Consider the following 15,860-nt stretch of genomic DNA (forward strand, 5'->3'; position numbering starts at 1 on the left):
GTCGCTACGAGAACCAGTCGCTACGAGGCCGGTGGAAGGCCCGGCTTGATCCGAACGAAAAAGGCGTTGGATGGCCTGTTCTGCAGTCCTCCTTCGAGCTGCCCGCTACTGAACACGCGATATCGGGCGTAGAAGGCCCCGAGGTCACGCCCGGCAGCCGCGTTCTGGGCGGTGGTCACCATGCGTAGTGACGCGTTGAGGCTCGGAGTCCAGACATTGTTGACCATCTGCCCCTCGATACCGAGCGCCTGGTTGGTGGATGCGAACGGATACTCGTCGCACTGCTTACCCGGACCGTATCCGGGAAGGTTCACGCGGTACTTGTCGCGAAAATACTTGTTCTTCGAGGTGTAGAGCGCCCCGTCGGGCTGGGGTACACGCGCGCTGTTCGCCCGCTTGGTGAGGGGTACCTTCGCGCACGGCGTTGCCCCGCAGGCGTCGTAGTTGCCGGGGAAGCTCTTGGCGATGGGCACACCCGTCAGACTTACCTTCGGCTCCGTGCCCTGCGGGTTCTGGAAGGCGAACTGGATGTGCTGCGCCACCTCCCACCGGTCGGGGTCCTGGGAGTACATGGTGTAGACCCGATCGGCACCGAGGAACCTGCACCCTCCGGTGTTGCCGGTCCACTTCAGCTCTCCCCCGATCAACGTGCGATACCTGATGCGTTCGCTGTCGCAGCGGGCGACGAAGGGGAGATCGCCCCGCCTGGTCGGGGGTCCGTTCTGGGTGGAGAGATACTGCCACAGTCGGAAGGGCGTGGGATCGATGAACAGGAAGCTGTCGGCGTTGAACAGCTTGGGCCGCAGAGTGCAGTTCCCCCAGGCCCTTGGTTGCGACTGGAAGACGAACGCGTCCTCACCGTCCCGCTTGAAGGCGCCGATCGTCGCGTCCCGGTTGGATCCCTCGGTCATCGTGCATTCGGAGTTGTCGGACCCTCGCGCGTCGATCCGGAGCCGAAGCGTGTCGCCGTCGAACGCGTTCGTGGGCGTGCAGTTGGCGGCCTCGGTCTTGATGTTGGTGATGCTGGTCCAGAGGCTGATGTCCCTGGCTGTGAGGGTCGAATCCGCTGGGGCGCCGACAACCGGTTTGCCGTTCGTGGTGCCCAGGTTGGTGAACACGATCACGTTGACGGTCATCATCACGCCCTTGGACTTCGGGCATCGGCTCGTCGGCAGGCCGGTGTACTGATTCACCTCGAAGTCGGCCCAGCCCAGGATCTTGCTGTGGCAGGCCGAATAGGGGCGCAGGACGGTCCAGCCGAACGCGTGGTTGGGTCGGGGCGAGCTCAGACGCGCGGCGTTGCAGCCCGCGCGGTCGATCCGCTCGTAGTTGAACGGCGCCCCCGTGTTCTCGTCGGCCGCCGCGAACGCGCCTTGCGGGGGGAGCTTCCCGGCCGAGTGGGCTTCGCCGACCTGGAACGTCTGCCACTTCGACCACGCGCCGGTTCCGTCGGGCGCCGTCGTGCGTGCGTGCCACCGCACCCACTGGCCCTTGGTGAGCTTGCCGGATGGCATCCGCAGCGTGTGGCGTGCCGCGCCGCCCGTGCTGGTCACGGTGCCCGACCAGATCGGTTTCGCGTCGACCGCCGACTTACCCGTCGGGGACTTCTCCGGCAGCGCGGCCACCTCGACCTGCACCTTTGCCGGCTGGTTCGGTGGACGCGACACCCAGGTGGTGAACGCCGGAGTGGTCCCCTCAGCCCCGGAGATCGCGAGCTTCGCGATGTCCGTGGTGCTGCTGGCGGACGTGGCGCGCTGCGCCGCCGGGGCGGCGCCGATCGGCGTGTTCATGTCGCTCTGGATCTGCGCCGCGGTGAGCGCGCGGTTGTAGACGCGCACCTCGTCGATCAGGCCGCTGAAGTACTCGCCCCAGATCTCGTTGCCGCCGATGGTGAGCGTGCCCCCGTCGTCGTCGATGGTGCCGGTGACGGCGACCTCGCCGGCCTTTGTGCCGTTGACGTAGAGGGTGGCCCTGCTGCCGTCGTAGGTAAGTGCCACATTGCTCCACGTGCCGTCCGGCAGTGCGGTGGGCCCCTGGGGAGTGACCGGCTCGCCGGTGGTGGTGAGCCACCCCGCGGGCCCGTCCCTGTCGGAGGCGTACAGGCCGTACGAGGCGTTGATTCCGGATGCAAGGTTCTTCATAACCACCGTGTGCCAGTCGGACTGCTCGTCCGGTCTGACCCAGGCGGACAGGGTCAGCGCGGTGGTCAGTCGCAACGATGGCGCGTGCGTGACGGTGACCAGGCTGCTGGTGCCGTTGAACGACAACGCCTTGCCGTACCTGCCGTTGGTGGCCCAGGTCGTGTCGTGGGCCGCTCCGCTGTTGGCCTGCCCAGAAGAGTCGGAGACCGTAGTGCCGGAGCCCTGGTTCATGTTGTAGGCCGCCACCAGTCCGGGCACCGGGTTCGACGGGCCGGTGGGCGACGGGCTCGGGGTGGGCGTTGGCGTCGCGGTCGGAGTCGGTGTGGGGGTGGGGCCGGTGGCGCCGACCGGAGTGGCCATGTCGGCCTGGATCTGGGTCGCGTCGAGGGCGCGGTTGTAGACGCGCACCTCGTCGATCAGGCCGCTGAAGTACTCGCCCCAGACCGTGTTGCCACCGATTGTCACCTTCCCTCCGTCGACGTCAAGCGGCCCCGTGAGCGGTGTCCGGGCAGCCTGGGTTCCGTTGACGTACAGCCGGGCGTCGGCGCTGTCATAGGTGACCGTCAAGTGGCTCCAGGCGTTGACGGCCAGCGGCGTGCCACCGCTCACCTGGTACGGCTGGCCGCCGCGCTGCAGCCAGCCCGACGGCGCTTCGCCGTTCGAGCCGTACAGCACGTAGGAGGCGCCCTCCCCGGTGGCGAGGTTCTTGGTGACCACGCTGCGCCAACTCACGACTGAGGAGGGCCGCACCCACGCCGACAGGGTCAGCCCGCCGGTGAGCCGCAACGAGGGCGCGTCGGCGACGGTGACCAGGCTGCTGGTGCCGTTGAACGACAACGCCTTGCCGTACCTGCCGTTGGTGCTCCACGTCGTGTTGGTGGCCGTGCCGGCGTTGCTCTGGCCGGATGAGTCACCCACGCTCGTCCCGGTCCCCTCGTTCATGCCATAGGAGGCCACGAGCCCGGTCGGCGGTTTCACACCGGTGGTGAACGACCATGTGTGCGAGGAGGACATCGCGTTGCCCGCGACGTCAGTGGCCCCTGACACCTCGGCGGTGTACGCGGTGGTTTCGGCCAGCGGCCCCGCCGGGGTGAAGGTGAGTACCCGTTTTGCGGCGTCCATGGCGGATGTTCCAATGATCGACGTGCCAGCGGGGTTCTTCAGCGCGAGCTGGGCACCGTCGACCGGCTCGGTGAACGTCGCTGTGACTGCCGTGGCGACCGGAACGTCGGTCGCCTGGGCCGCCGGGGTCACCGCGGAGACGGCCGGGGGCTTTGTGTCGTTCTCGGTGGTGAACTGCCAGCCGTGCGGGTCCTGTTCGTTGCCGTCCTCGTCGTGCGCCTCACGGGCCTCCGCGCTGTACGCGGTGCTGGGCTTCAGCGGCTGCGCCGGAGTGAAGGTGGCGATCTGTCCGGTGGCGTCCCAGGTCGTCGTGCCCGGGGCCGCGGTCCCGCTGGGGTCCTTAATGATGATCTTCGGATTCCAGACCTTCTCGCCGAAGGTCACGGTGACGGTGGTGTCGACCGGGACGTTGGTGCTGCCGGCGACCGGCTGCACGCCGGTGACCGTGGGCTTGGTCTCGTCGACCGGGAGGTCTCCGGACGGCACCTCGTCGGGTTCGATGTCGGCCGGGTCGATCTCCTCGTCACTCGGTATCGGCCGAAGTCGCCGGGAGTCGACCTCGCTGGGCACGCCCACGCCGAGCTTCTCGAATTCGTCGGCCTCTTCGTTGGTCAGCCCCCAGCTGGCGTCGTCAAGCGGCTGGGCGGCCATCTCCTTGGCCTCTTCGTAGCTGGGGAACTCGGTCAACTCGGCGTCCGACTCGAACTTCACCCACTCGGTGCGCGTGGGTGGCGGCGTGTACTCGACCATGAGGGCGGGCGGGTGACGGTAGCCCGGATACGGGTCGCCGCCACCAAACTCGCTGGCGTAGTACTGGCGCCAGTTGGTCGCGGCGGTCTCGCTGGCGGCCCGCAGCACCAGCCCGTAGTTGGGTGCGTCCTGCTCGATCCAGGCCCGGGCCATGCCGGTGACCCGGTGCCAGACCTCCTCGTCCTTGGCGCACCAGGTGTTGACGGCGTCGTAGTTGTAGCCCGCCCGGTTCAGGCCTTCGGCGCTGCCGGTGGTGGAGGGCTGGTTGTACCAGTCCAAAGTGGTGGAACTCCACGAGGAGCCGAGGCGCGCGGCGACGATGCCAGCGCCCAGCGGGTCACCGCAGAGGGCTCCGTTGGGGCCGCCGGACTTGTAGTTCCACATGATCAGGTCTGCCTGGACGACCGATGCCCCCGCCAACTCCGGGGCGTCGGTGTTGAACCTCAGGTACACCCGGGCGATGTCGGCGCTGGTCTGGGTGGTACCGGCGCGCAACCATCCCTCGGCGGCATGGTTGTTGTAGGGGTCGTTCTTGCTGACCCAGGCATCCTGCGGCACGCCGCCGCCGAACCACTCCGAGGCGGCGGCGACCGTCACCGGGAAGGCCACCGCCGGGTCGGCGAGGAACTTCGGGTCCGGCGAGAAGACCAGCTCCGACTTCTCCACGCGCGCCGCGACCGGAGATGCCTTGCCGAGCTTGGCGTCGGTTGCGGTCAGCACGACCGGTGCGGCTTTCGCCGCGCCCTTGCCGTCCTTCAGTTGGGGTAGTCCCTGCGACGTCTTGCCGAAGGTGGTTCCCTTGGGCAGCGTGAGCGGCATCCGCACCGTCACCGGGCCGGTCGGCCGGTGCCGGAAGACAACCTGCGAGACGAACCCGTCGGATTCGGCCCGCACCACGAGGTCCACTCCCCTGGACACCGCGTCGGGGTAGGTGACCGTGTTGCCGGAGATTTTCGGCTCCGGCAGCGCCTGCTTCACGCTCAGGTTGACCGTACCGTTGCTACCGGCTGCCGAGACCAGGCTCTTGCTGCCGCGCCCGCCGAGGCTCAGCGGAACCTTCGTGCGTACCGTCCGCAGCACACCGTCGCGAGCGACGATGTTGGTGTCGATGGGCTCCCACACGCCGGTGCCCGGGTTCTTGAGTTGAATGGGTCGGGTGTGCAGCTGAGCCCGCAGGTGCTTGCCATCGGGATCGGCCCACACCTTCATCGTCTCGGTGAAGCGGTCGGGAACCTCGACGGGCGCGCCGGCCTGGGCCGCCTTCGCCCAGGCGCCTTCGAGCCCGCGACCGCTCGCTTGAGCGGCCGGCGTGGCACCAGGGATTTTCGCCGCCGCGACCAGTGTCAGCGGCATCAGGAGCGCCAGCGTCATGGCGCCTCTGAACAACGGAAGGAGTGACATCGGCCGAGTATTCGTCTGACCACTGCCGCGAACCTTGTAGGTACCTTGAATCCCCTAGTCAGGCGGTGGCGGGCCGGCGAGCCGCGGTCCTGGGCACTTCCAGACTGTGGAAGTGGGGCGGCGGCGTGGCCGTCCACCTGGAACCATCGTGAGCAACCGTGTGACGGGTGAGCGTGCGGGGCGCGCGCCGGGACGAATGGGGTCGCGGCGATGGCTGTCGAGTTCAGACTGCCGGGTGAGGTCGAGGCTCGCGTCGCAGGCCGGTTGATCGACCTGGGGCATCTTCGACAGCGGGGCGTGCTGGCGGTCCTGCTCATCGGCGCCAATCAGTTGATCCGCACGGATCAACTGATCAGCCGGGCCTGGGGTGACCTGCGACCGCAGTCGGCGTCGAGTTCGCTCTACAGCTATCTGTCACGACTGCGCCGCAGTCTCGGTGAGGCCGCCGATGTGTCGATCCGGCGGCAGTCCGGCGGCTACCTGCTCCAGGTGGACCCGTGGGCGATCGACCTGCACCGGTTCCGCGAACTGCTCGCTGTCGCCCGGACCACCGAGGATGCCGGACGGGCGTTGCGGATCTTCGACGAGGCTTTGGGGTTGTGGCGAGGCACTCCGCTGGGTCAGCTCGACACGCCGTGGCTCGATGATGTCCGGACGGCCGCCGACCGGGAGCGGGTCACCGCCGACCGGGACCGCACCGATGTCGCGCTGCGCTGCGGCCAGCACGCCGCCCTGGTGCCGCAACTCCTGCGCGCCGTGGCGGAGCATCCGTTCGACGAACGGCTGATCGGTCAGCTCATGCTGGCGCTGTGCCGGTCCGGGAGGCAGGCCGACGCGCTCGACCATTACCTGGCCCTACGCCGCCGACTGGCGGACTCACTCGGCGTCGATCCCATGTCGGAGTTGCAACGCCTGCACCTGCGGATGATCAGCGGCGACCCAACTCTCGCCGCGCCCATCCCGGAGACCGCCGTCGCCCGCAGTGACGTACCCCGCCAACTGCCGGCGCCACCCGCGGGCTTCGTCGGTCGGGCCGACGAACTCGCCGCGCTGTCCGCCGCCTCCGGCGCCGACGGCGGCGTCGCCACCATCGGCGGTCCCGGGGGCGTCGGCAAGACCTGGCTCGCGCTGCACTGGGCGTACGACAACCTGAAGCGATTTCCGGACGGTCAGTTGTACGTGAACCTACGTGGCTTCGAGGTTAGCGCTCCGGTGTCACCCGAGGTCGTGCTGCGCGGGTTACTGGACGCGCTGCACGTGCCCGCCGAGACGGTTCCGGTAGACCTGGACGCACAGACCGCCCTCTACCGCAGCCTGTTGGCCGACAAACGCATGCTGATCGTGCTCGACAACGCCCGCGACGTGACCCAGGTGATTCCACTGCTTCCCGGCGGGCAGCACTGCACGGTGCTGGTGACCAGCCGGGCCCGCCTCGGCGGGCTCATCGCCGCGCACGGCGCCCGGCCGGTCGACCTGGAGGTGTTGACGGAGCCGGAGGCCCGCAACCTGTTGATCCACCTGCTCAACCGGCACGGGGCGGCGGTCGAGCCGCAGAGCGTACGGGACATCGCGTCCCGGTGTGCCGGCCTTCCCCTGGCCCTGAGCATCGTGGCGGCTCGAGCGGCGATGCAGCCTGACCTGCCGCTGAGCGTGGTCAGCGAGGAGCTTCGCGAGGAAGCGACCCGGCTCGACGCCCTGACCGTGGGCGATCTGCACGGCGACATCCGCGCCGTGTTCGCCGCCTCGCACCACGCGCTCAGCGCCGAGGCGGCCCGACTGTTCGTTCTGCTCTCACTAGTGCCCGCACCGGAGATCGGGCTGGCCGCCGCAGCCAGCCTCGTCGGCCGCTCCCGGGACCGCAGCCGGCTCCTGTTGACTGAGTTGCGCGACTCGCATCTGGTCCAGGTGCCGCGACAGGCCCGCTACCGGATGCACGATCTGGTGCGCCTCTATGCTCGGCATCGGGTGGACGACGACCAGCCGGCGCAGGCCCGCAGCGACGCGATGGACCGGCTGCTGAACTTTGTCCTACACACCGCCGGCCGGGCGGCCCGGCTCGTCGAGCCCAATCGCGACGCGGCCGAGCCGGACGGCGCGGCCGGGACCGACGTGCCGATGGGCGTCGATTCGCTGGCCGACCACGCCGAGGCTCTCGCCTGGTTCGTCACCGAACACCAGATGTTGCTGGGCATCCTGGCGTACGCGGCGGAGCACGGCCGTGACCTCCACGTATGGCAGTTGGCACGGACGCTGGAGACCTTCTTCGACTACAAGGGGCACTGGAACGACTGGATCGACACCCAGCACCTGGCGCTCGCCGCGGCGCGGCGGATGGGAGACCGGCACCGGCAGGCGCAGGCCCATCGCAGTCTGGGCGTAGCCCACACCCAGCTGGGGCGTCTGGACGTGGGGTACGAGCAGCACCATCACGCACTGCAGATCTTCGTCGAGCTGGACGACCACGCGAAACAGGCCGACACCCACCGGGGCCTGGGGTGGGTCTGCCACAACCAGGGCGATTGGCCGGGCGCGCTCGGCCACAACGAACGGGCGCTAGAGCTCTACCGCCGGCTCGGTGACCGGCCGGGGCAGGCGGCGGCGTTGAACAACGTGGGCTGGTTGTACAGCATGCTCGGCGACCATCGGCAGACGTTGCGCTTCGGCGCGCAGGCGACGGCCCTCGACCAGGAGATCGGCGACGAACACGCCGAAGCGGGCACCTGGGACACGATGGGCTACGCCCACCATCACCTGGGCGAGTACGAGCAGGCCATCGACTGCTATCACCGGGCGCGGGCGCTGATCCGCCGCTTCGACGACCACTACAACGAGGCGGACATCCTGCGACACCTCGCGGAGAGCCTCACCGCCATCGGCGACAATGACGGCGCGCGGGAGGCGCTGGAGGATGCGGTCGTCTCGCTCGACCAGATCGGCCACACCGCGGCCGACGAGGTGCGGGCCGAGCTGCAGAAGCTCGAACTGGCGGGACCGGTGAGACGTGACCGCCCCGACTCCCGCTAGCCGACGGCCGCCTCACGGTGGATCTGCTCGAGTCGAACGGCCATCGCGGCGGACAGGGCCTGCGCACAACGGGCGCCGACCGGTGACTGGCAACATCTCGTCGCCAGACGGTAAACGGGCAGCGCCGTCAGTCGCACCACGCCACCTCAAACCGACCGCTGCGCGGTGTCGCCGCTGCGGAGACGGTCCAACTCGGCGAGGTACATCGCCTGCATGCGGTCGTAGTGCCGGACCAGCAGCGTGACCTCCTCGACGCTGTAGCCCTCGATGAGTTGCTCCGCCCGCTCGGCGAACCGCTCGTACGGTCGCTCCAACTCGGCCATCCGCTCCGGCCGCAGAGCGACGATCACCCGCCGCCGGTCCGCCGGATCGCGCTCGGCCGTCACGTAGCCCGCCTGCTGGAGCCGGCGGAGCATGCTGGTCACCGCCCCGGTGGTGAGGTTGGTCCGCTCGGCGACCTGCCCCGCGGTGGCGGATCCGAAGTCCGCCAGGTAGTCGAGGCATTCCAGGTCGCTCACGGCGAGGCCCAGCCGCTCCGCGATGGCGTACCGGAACACCATGGACAGCCGCGACGTCTCCCGTCCGGCGCGCATGAGGTCGGCGATCGCGGGCGCACGGGCCGGCTCGTGGGACATGCCGGCAATCATCCCTCCGGGACGGTGACCCGGTGCAGCCGAGGTAGCACGCGGGTCAGCACCCAGTGGGGTGCGGCCGCGTCCCCGGTGAGGCGGCGCATCAGCCTCGCGGCGGTGTCGACGGCGCGGAAGGCGTAGGGCACCATCTCGTCCTGGTAGCGGGCGATCGCCTCCTCCACCGGCGCGCCGTTGGCCCGGGCCTCGACGAGCTTGTGGCCGAGCAGGGCGGCGTCACGCAGCGCGGTGTTGCCGCCGTGCGCGCCGAACGGCGGCATGACGTGCACGGCGTCGCCCATCATCGTCGCCCGGGGCATCGCCCACCGGCGCGGGCGCTGGCCGGTGGCGAAGAGGTTGAGCACAGTGGCGTCCAGCTCGGCCGTGCCGACCAGCCGCCGGATGACCGGGTGGAAGTCCATGCTCATCCCGGAGGCCAGTCGCCACAACGCCAGCAGGTCGCCCCGGAGGCCCATGGGCACCTCCTCCTGCCGGAGCAGCAGTCCCCACATGACGTAGTCGTCGCCGGTGGGCGCATAGCTGCCCGGGGCCAGGCGCGCGAACGCCTCGGGCGGGCTCTCGCCGAAGCGCATGGGGGTGAAGAAGAAGGCGCGGCCCGGCCGGTCGGCGATGGCCAGGACCCCGCTGGTGCGCAGCGTGTCCGGGATGATGCTCTCGCCGTTGCGCCACAGAGGCGACCGGCCGTAGATGCCCGCCATCGGGGTGTTCGCCGGGTTCGCGTCCGGCATGATCTGCGCGCGCAGCGCCGAGCCAACGCCGTCGGCGCCCACGACGACGCTTGCCGCCGCGGCCCCGCCGTCGGAGAACAGCAGCCGCGGCCGCGCCGGGTCGTCATCGTCCACCGCGACGGCATTCTTGCCGTAGTGGATGCGCCCCTCCAGCCCGGACTGCAGGATCGACCGCAGGGTCAGCCGGTCGACCTGGCGGGTCGCGTGCGGCTCGTCCTTGAAGGTGATGGCGAACGCGTCCCGGAGCCGGCTGTCGGTGAAGCGTAGGTGGCCGCCGGGCTCGTCGCCGGTGGTCAGCGCCAGGCTGTACAGCGAGCGGGGCAGGCTCTCGCGCAGCGCCTCCAGGCCGTACCGGTCGAGAATGATCCGGTAGCCCTGCCGCCGGACGAAGGGACCCGGGTCCCGCTCGTAGACGTGCACGTCGATGCCGGCGCGCATCAGGTACTGGGCGAGGCAGAGGCCGGAGAGTCCGGCGCCGGCGATCGCCACGGAGAAGTCCGTCGATATGCTCACACGATTATCTTAATGACTAAGATGATTTGGGCAAGACCGTCGCCGTGACGAAGGCCGGAACGGTCAGGTTGGTCGATTAGTGTCGATGCATGACGCCAGTTCTCGCTGCCAGTGCCTTCGACTCGCTGCGCCTCGACGCCGTGCCCGACCAGGAGTCGCTGCGCCGGGCTTACGAACTTCCCAGCGAAGCGGCCGTGCGAAAGCAGATGACCGAGCTCACCGAGCAGACCCGGCGGTTGATCGGCTGCTCGTCGCTTGTCCTGGTCGCCACCATGGACGCCGAGGGCAACTGCGACGTCTCCCCGCGCGGTGGCCCTGCCGGCTTCGTCGCCGTCCTGGACGCACGGACGGTGGCAATACCGGACGCCACCGGCAACAAGCGTCTGGACAGCCTGCAGAACGTCGTCGCCACCGGACGGGCCGGGCTGCTGTTCATCATCCCCGGGCGCACCACGACGCTCAGGGTGAACGGCCGGGCCTGCGTCTCCACTCGCCCCGAGCTGCTGTCGCAGCTGACCGCCGTGGGCAAGCCACCGGCCAGTGCACTGGTGCTGGGGATCGACGAGGTCTACCCGCACTGCCCCAAGGCACTGTTGCGCAGCGGGGCCTGGAAGCCCGAGCAGTGGCTACCGACGGACGCCCAGCCGACCTCGGCCGAGGTGACGCTGGCCCAGCTACGAATGCCCGAACTGACGATCGCCGACATCGAGAAGGCCGAGGCGGACTCGCTGAAGTACCGGTACGAGTAACAAGCCGCCGGAACTCCCGCTGATCTCGCGCTTCTTCAACGCATGAGTGATAGACATCGCTGAGTTTCGATGAATTTGGGTCTGCGCCTGGTGCGTCTCCGTGGGACTGCTCTAACCTCGAGACATGGTCTCGCGTCGATCCGTGTTGCGGGCGGTCCCGCTAGCGGCCGCTGCCCTTACCGCCGCACCAGGTGATTTCCGTTGGCCCGGCACGCCGTCCACCGCGACGGATGCGGTCCGCGTACCACCCGACCCGGCCACGATGCCGGCCGCCGCTACCGCCGTTCGCGGCTTCACGGCCGACCTCTACCGCACGGTGGCATCGACCCGGGCAGGCGGCAATGTGGTGTGCGCGCCGTACTCGGTCGGGCTCGCGCTCGCGATGACCAGGGCGGGCGCCGGCTCTGCCACGGCGGACGAGATGGACACGGTGCTCCACGCGCCGCATCCGCGCCCCGGCGCACTCGACAGCGGGCTCAATACCGTCGAGCAGACGCTCGCCGGCCGCTACCAGGACGGTGACGGAGTCAAGCAGCCTCGGCTGACCACTGCCAATGCGCTGTGGACACGACTCGATCTGTGTCTGCGACCCGGGTTCCGGGACACCCTGGCCGGCTATTACGGCGCCACGCCGCGACCGGTCGACTTTCGCGGTGCGCCGGAGGTGGCCCGCCAGGAGATCAACACCTGGGTGTCCGATCGGACCAACGCGAAGATTCCGGAGCTCTTGCAGTCCGACGCCGTGAGCCCCAACACCAGCCTGATACTGACCAACGCGATCTACCTCAAGGCGGCCTGGAAGTACCCGTTCACCGTGGCGGCCACGGCGGTGGGACCGTTCACAAGGGACGACGGAACGGTTGTCGACGTCCCGATCATGCGTGGTCCCTTCGACCGAATGGGTTACCTCGAGGGGGACGGGTGGCGCGCAGTCGACGTGCCGTACGCAGGCGACGGGCTTGCCATGGCTATCGTCATGCCGACCCGGGACGATCTCGCCGCGGTCGAGGCGAACCTCGACGCGACGTGGCTGGGCGCGTTGCTGACCGGGTTCCGGATCACGGACGTCGAACTGCGCCTGCCCCGGTGGACGTTCCGCCTGCCGGCCGAGCTGGGCGCCGCGCTGAGCAGCCTCGGCATGCCCACGGCATTCACGTCACAGGCCGATTTCACCCGTATGAGCACCGAGCCGGCCCTGTGCATCGACGACGTGGTGCACGAGACGTTCATCGGGGTGGACGAGAAGGGCACCGAGGCGGCAGCCGCGTCGGCGGTCATCGTCCGCCCGCCGTCGATCCCGCAAGGGCCGCAGTTCTTCGTCAACCGGCCATTCCTGTACGTCATCCATGACCGGCTCACCGGCGTACCGCTGTTCCTCGGCCGGGTCCACGACCCACTGGTCAACGGCCCAGCCTGACCCGACGGCACCAGGCGACACCGTCGGTCGACTCGTACCACGGGTCGGGTAGGACCGTGCCTGCTCCACGACAGCCGATGCCCCCAGATTCGGGGGTACGTCAGGATGCAGGTCCGCGGAAGAAGAACCCGACTCGGCCGGCCACCTGGTACCGATTGCGGCGCGTTGGTGGTCTCCGTCGCCGCGAGCGAGGAGGATCCCGGTCTGGGCGCCCGGCGGGTGAAGAACGCGCTCTGAAACCTGTTCCCCGCGGCCTCGGCGGACGCTCTGTGCCACGAATGCGGTTGCAGCCGCCCGGTAGGATTTCGGTCATGAGTTGCTTCGCCGCTTGGCGTACGCGCCACTGAGGGTCGGCTCGCCGCCGTTCCGGCCGCTGGCTGGCCATCTGATGCCCGTTCTGTTGGCTTTCAGACCCTCAGCTTGAGAGGCACACTCACATGCGTATCCGCTCGTTTCTTCAGCATGACCTGGCCCAGCTCACCGAACTGACCATCGATACGTTCGGACCGTTCTACGAAGACTCCTTCCGCCCGCTGGTGGGCGAGGTCGTCTTCGCCAACCAGCACGGTGAGTGGCGCGACGACTACGTCAAGCAGGTTGCCGAGCTCCACGACCCCGCCGAGCACCGGTACGTCGCGGTCGCCGAGATCAACGGTGCCATCGCTGGCTACGTGGCCTGGGCGGTAGAGCCTGAGCGCCGAAATGCCAGCGTCACTATCCTCGCCGTGTCCACCGAGCATCGCCGGCTCGGCACGGGCACCGTGCTGTGCGAGCACGCGTTCGCCGCGATGCGGGACCTCGGCGCCGAGGTCGTCACGATCGGCACGGGCGGGGACGGATTCCACGCGCCCGCCCGAGCCCTGTACGAAGCACTGGGCTGCACGCCGCTGCCGGTGGCCGTCTACTACCGGCAACTCTGATCTGATCAGGGGCGGGTCACTGTCACGTGCCCCGCCCCGGGTCACTGGCCGCACCGTGCCGTTGATGGTCGTTATCCGGCTTCGCTCCGTGGTCGGTTGGACTGCTATATGGTCTGCTTTCGTGGCAGATTCGCGGGCCAATTCGGGGTCCAGGTCAGCGTCGATGTTCGGCGTCGACCTCCATCTGGACCTGACCGGCCCCGGCCTGCGCGCCGGGCTCACGGATGCCCTGCGGGAGGCCATCCGGACCGGACGTCTGGTGCCCGGCACGCGGCTACCGTCGTCCCGCTCGCTCGCAGCTGATCTTGGTGTCGCCCGCAACACCGTTGCCGACACCTACGCCGAGCTGGTCGCCGAGGGCTGGATCACCGCCCGACAGGGCTCCGGAACGCGGGTGGCCAAAAGGGCCGAACCGCGCGGCGCGACGCCCGCCGCAGCTCGCCCGAGGCCCGCTCAGCGCCGTCCCACGTACGGCTTGCTGCCGGGTACGCCGACCCTCGCGGAGTTCCCCCGTACACAGTGGCTCGCAGCAGCTCGTCGGGCTCTGACGGCGGCCCCGAACGATGCCTTCGGTTACGGCGACGCTCTCGGCCGGGTGGAACTGCGTACCGCCCTCGCGGATTATCTGGCGCGGGCTCGCGGGGTGTACGCCGAGCCGGACCGGATCGTGATCTGCGCCGGTTTCCACCACGGTCTGACGCTGATGGCGCAGGTCCTGCGTGCGCGGCGGGTCACGGCGCTGGCTGTCGAGTCGTACGGCCTCGACGTGTATCGCGATCTGCTGACCAGCGCCGGCCTGCGCATCCCACCCCTCTACGTTGACGAGCACGGCGCGCGTACCGATGACCTGGCGGGGTTGAACGCGGCAGGGGCGGCGCTGTTGACACCGGCGCATCAGTACCCAACGGGGGTCGCGTTGACCCCGCAGCGGCGCATGGCGGCGGTGGACTGGGCCCGCGCCACCAACGGGCTGATTCTGGAGGACGACTACGACGGGGAGTTCAGATACGACCGCCAGCCGGTGGGCGCGCTGCAGGGCCTCGACCCGGAGCGGGTGGTGTACTTCGGCACGGCGAGCAAGTCGCTGGCTCCCGGGTTGCGGCTCGGTTGGATGGTGCTGCCCAAGGATCTGGTCCCGGAGGTCGTGGCGGCCAAAGGGGACATCGACTACATGTCGAGTGCGCTGGAGCAGCTGACGCTCGCCGAGTTCATCGCCTCGGGCGCGTACGACCGTCAGGTGCGCTCGATGCGTGTGCGCTACCGGCGCCGCCGGGACGAGCTGGTCGCCGCGTTGGCCCAGCGGGCGCCCAGCGTCCGCGTGAGCGGGTTGGCCGCCGGGCTGCAAGCGGTCATCGAGCTTCCGTCCGGCACCGAGGGTCCGGTCGTCCAGGCGGCCGCCCGCCAGGGCCTGGCCGTGGCCCGAATGGCCGACTTCCGCCATGAGCTGGCCGACTCGAAATGGCAGTTGGCCGAGCGGGACGCCCTGGTGGTCAACTACGCGGCTCCCTCGGACAGCGCATGGGCGGGAGCGCTGGACGCCTTGTGCGGGGTCATGCCCTAGCCGTGCCTCGTCAGGTCGGCGTTCGCTGCGGATGGCGTACGCCTGGCGCTCGTGGATGCTCCGGATCAGGCCCAATTGGCCCACGGATCTGTCGCCGAATTGGACCAGCGGGCAGTGCCACTCGACGCGTAACTTTGCGGCCGTGACCACGAACGAAGCACCAGCAAACGGACAAGAGCCCCAGAGCTCACAGCACGCCTGAGCTGGGCGAATGTTCCACCGACAGGTGATCCGGCGGCGGCAGCGCGCAGAGCTCGACCTACCGACCTACGAACGATTGGAAGAATGATGCGGGTATTTCTTGCCGGTGCGTCCGGCGTAATCGGACAGCGGCTGATCCCCCGACTGGTTGAGAGGGGGCACGTGGTCGGTGGCATGACGCGATCGTCCGACAAGACGGAACTGCTGGCGCACCTTGGCGCCGAGCCGATCCTGTGTGACGTCTTCGACCGGGACGCCCTGGTCCAGGCGGTTCGAGACTTCGGACCGGACATCATTCTGAACGAACTGACCGATCTACCGGACGAGGTGGAGAGGATCGGCGATCATGCGGAGCTGAACGCTCGGATCCGGACCGAGGGCAACCAGAATCTCATCGAGGCGGCGCGGCAGAGCGGATCGCCGAAGATCCTGGCCCAAACCGTCGCCTGGCAGCTTCCGGACGGGCCCGACGCCCGGGCTGTCGCCGAGTTGGAGCGCGCCGTCCTCGCCGAGGGTGGCGTGGTACTGAGCTACGGACAGTTCTACGGGCCCGGCACCTACAACGAGCAGCGGATCCCGGCCGAGCCACGGGTCCAGATCGATCGGGCTGCCGAGCGCACTGTGGAACTGCTGGATGCCTTGTCGGGCGTCGTCGTCATTACCGACTAGCGATCGCGATCTGG

At 69.0% G+C, this 15,860-nt stretch carries 9 protein-coding genes and 1 pseudogene; 6 read left to right on the forward strand and 4 right to left on the reverse strand.

The features are described from left to right. Positions 1–20 precede the first annotated feature (20 nt). Complete coding sequence (locus AB0C19_RS01385; RefSeq protein WP_357177660.1) at positions 21–5,384, reverse strand: LamG-like jellyroll fold domain-containing protein; 5,364 nt, start codon at positions 5,382–5,384, stop codon at positions 21–23. A gap of 240 nt (positions 5,385–5,624) precedes the next feature. On the opposite strand from AB0C19_RS01385, the gene AB0C19_RS01390 reads away from it, so the two are divergent. Continuing rightward, positions 5,625–8,438: a BTAD domain-containing putative transcriptional regulator gene (locus AB0C19_RS01390; RefSeq protein ID WP_357177663.1), complete on the forward strand. Its 2,814-nt coding sequence runs from the start codon at positions 5,625–5,627 to the stop codon at positions 8,436–8,438. Between the two features lie 146 nt (positions 8,439–8,584). Here AB0C19_RS01390 and AB0C19_RS01395 read toward each other — a convergent pair whose 3' ends face one another. Then, positions 8,585–9,073 (reverse strand): MarR family transcriptional regulator, encoded by a 489-nt coding sequence (locus tag AB0C19_RS01395; RefSeq protein ID WP_357177667.1) that lies wholly within the window; start codon positions 9,071–9,073, stop codon positions 8,585–8,587. An 8-nt stretch (positions 9,074–9,081) separates the two neighbouring features. Then, positions 9,082–10,329: an NAD(P)/FAD-dependent oxidoreductase gene (locus AB0C19_RS01400; protein WP_357177670.1), complete on the reverse strand. Its 1,248-nt coding sequence runs from the start codon at positions 10,327–10,329 to the stop codon at positions 9,082–9,084. 89 nt (positions 10,330–10,418) lie between these two features. On the opposite strand from AB0C19_RS01400, the gene AB0C19_RS01405 reads away from it, so the two are divergent. Then, the gene (locus AB0C19_RS01405) at positions 10,419–11,078 is read left to right on the forward strand and encodes an MSMEG_1061 family FMN-dependent PPOX-type flavoprotein (RefSeq protein ID WP_357177673.1); all 660 of its coding nucleotides are present in this window, start codon (positions 10,419–10,421) and stop codon (positions 11,076–11,078) included. Between the two features lie 124 nt (positions 11,079–11,202). Next, complete coding sequence (locus AB0C19_RS01410) at positions 11,203–12,495, forward strand: serpin family protein (RefSeq protein ID WP_357177676.1); 1,293 nt, start codon at positions 11,203–11,205, stop codon at positions 12,493–12,495. 115 nt (positions 12,496–12,610) lie between these two features. Here the strand turns inward: AB0C19_RS01410 and AB0C19_RS01415 are convergent. Further along, positions 12,611–12,723 (reverse strand): annotated as a pseudogene (locus tag AB0C19_RS01415) (VOC family protein); the annotation flags it as partial. A gap of 209 nt (positions 12,724–12,932) precedes the next feature. Here AB0C19_RS01415 and AB0C19_RS01420 point away from each other — a divergent pair. The 3 genes from AB0C19_RS01420 to AB0C19_RS01430 all read left to right on the forward strand — a co-directional run bounded on the left by AB0C19_RS01420 (position 12,933) and on the right by AB0C19_RS01430 (position 15,846). Next, complete coding sequence (locus AB0C19_RS01420; protein ID WP_357177680.1) at positions 12,933–13,415, forward strand: GNAT family N-acetyltransferase; 483 nt, start codon at positions 12,933–12,935, stop codon at positions 13,413–13,415. Positions 13,416–13,578: 163 nt separating this feature from the next. Continuing rightward, complete coding sequence (locus AB0C19_RS01425; protein WP_357177683.1) at positions 13,579–14,976, forward strand: PLP-dependent aminotransferase family protein; 1,398 nt, start codon at positions 13,579–13,581, stop codon at positions 14,974–14,976. A 288-nt stretch (positions 14,977–15,264) separates the two neighbouring features. Beyond that, the gene (locus tag AB0C19_RS01430) at positions 15,265–15,846 is read left to right on the forward strand and encodes an NAD-dependent epimerase/dehydratase family protein (RefSeq protein WP_357177686.1); all 582 of its coding nucleotides are present in this window, start codon (positions 15,265–15,267) and stop codon (positions 15,844–15,846) included. Positions 15,847–15,860: the final 14 nt, after the last annotated feature.

Origin of the sequence: Micromonospora sp. NPDC048842 (assembly GCF_040649935.1) — a bacterium.
Taxonomy (GTDB): domain Bacteria; phylum Actinomycetota; class Actinomycetes; order Mycobacteriales; family Micromonosporaceae; genus Micromonospora; species Micromonospora hortensis.

Coding starts and splice junctions, on each gene's coding strand:
- AB0C19_RS01385 (WP_357177660.1), bottom strand. CDS start 5,384: ATGACGCTGGCGCTCCTGATGCCGCTGACACTGGTCGCGGCGGCGAAA.
- AB0C19_RS01390 (WP_357177663.1), top strand. CDS start 5,625: ATGGCTGTCGAGTTCAGACTGCCGGGTGAGGTCGAGGCTCGCGTCGCA.
- AB0C19_RS01395 (WP_357177667.1), bottom strand. CDS start 9,073: ATGTCCCACGAGCCGGCCCGTGCGCCCGCGATCGCCGACCTCATGCGC.
- AB0C19_RS01405 (WP_357177673.1), top strand. CDS start 10,419: ATGACGCCAGTTCTCGCTGCCAGTGCCTTCGACTCGCTGCGCCTCGAC.
- AB0C19_RS01410 (WP_357177676.1), top strand. CDS start 11,203: ATGGTCTCGCGTCGATCCGTGTTGCGGGCGGTCCCGCTAGCGGCCGCT.
- AB0C19_RS01420 (WP_357177680.1), top strand. CDS start 12,933: ATGCGTATCCGCTCGTTTCTTCAGCATGACCTGGCCCAGCTCACCGAA.
- AB0C19_RS01425 (WP_357177683.1), top strand. CDS start 13,579: ATGTTCGGCGTCGACCTCCATCTGGACCTGACCGGCCCCGGCCTGCGC.
- AB0C19_RS01430 (WP_357177686.1), top strand. CDS start 15,265: ATGCGGGTATTTCTTGCCGGTGCGTCCGGCGTAATCGGACAGCGGCTG.